The sequence below is a fragment of the Photobacterium sp. R1 genome, assembly GCF_054600795.1.
The window spans coordinates 1-417 of record NZ_BAAHZP010000124.1 but is presented as its reverse complement, the minus strand read 5'-3'; the positions used below and the strand labels follow the sequence as shown (position 1 = coordinate 417).

Here is a 417-nt window from a genome sequence, read left to right as displayed (position 1 = left end):
GTTAGCGAGTGCGGTAAATAACCCGGCACCGACCAGCAGAACCCAGGTGTGTTGGCCAACAGGCAGAGTGAAATCAGGCGCCGCAAGAAAAAGGTTAAAAGGTGTGATCAGCACCAGCAGGTAGACGACCATAGTCGTCGGTGAGTCGTGGTGCGACATCTTCTTCACCATCAGAGAATAGCTCGCCCAGAAGAAAGCGGCGCCAATAGGCAGCAATGAGGCTAAATTGAAATTGTCAGCCCACGGCTCAAGGATGATCATCGCACCAGCGAAGCCAGCCAGCGTTGCCATCCAGCGTACAAAGCCGACCTTTTCTTTCAGCAATAAACCCGAGCCTACGGTAGCGAACAAAGGCGATGTCATCAGCAGCGCAATGCCTTGCCAGATAGGAACAGGGTATGCCAGCGCCCATAGCCA

At 54.0% G+C, this 417-nt stretch carries 1 protein-coding gene; it reads right to left on the bottom strand.

Features of this window, described 5'->3' with window-relative positions; genetic code table 11:
* Positions 1–417 (bottom strand): EamA family transporter (locus ACYP03_RS24275; protein WP_459782407.1); only part of this gene is annotated, 417 nt, incomplete at both ends.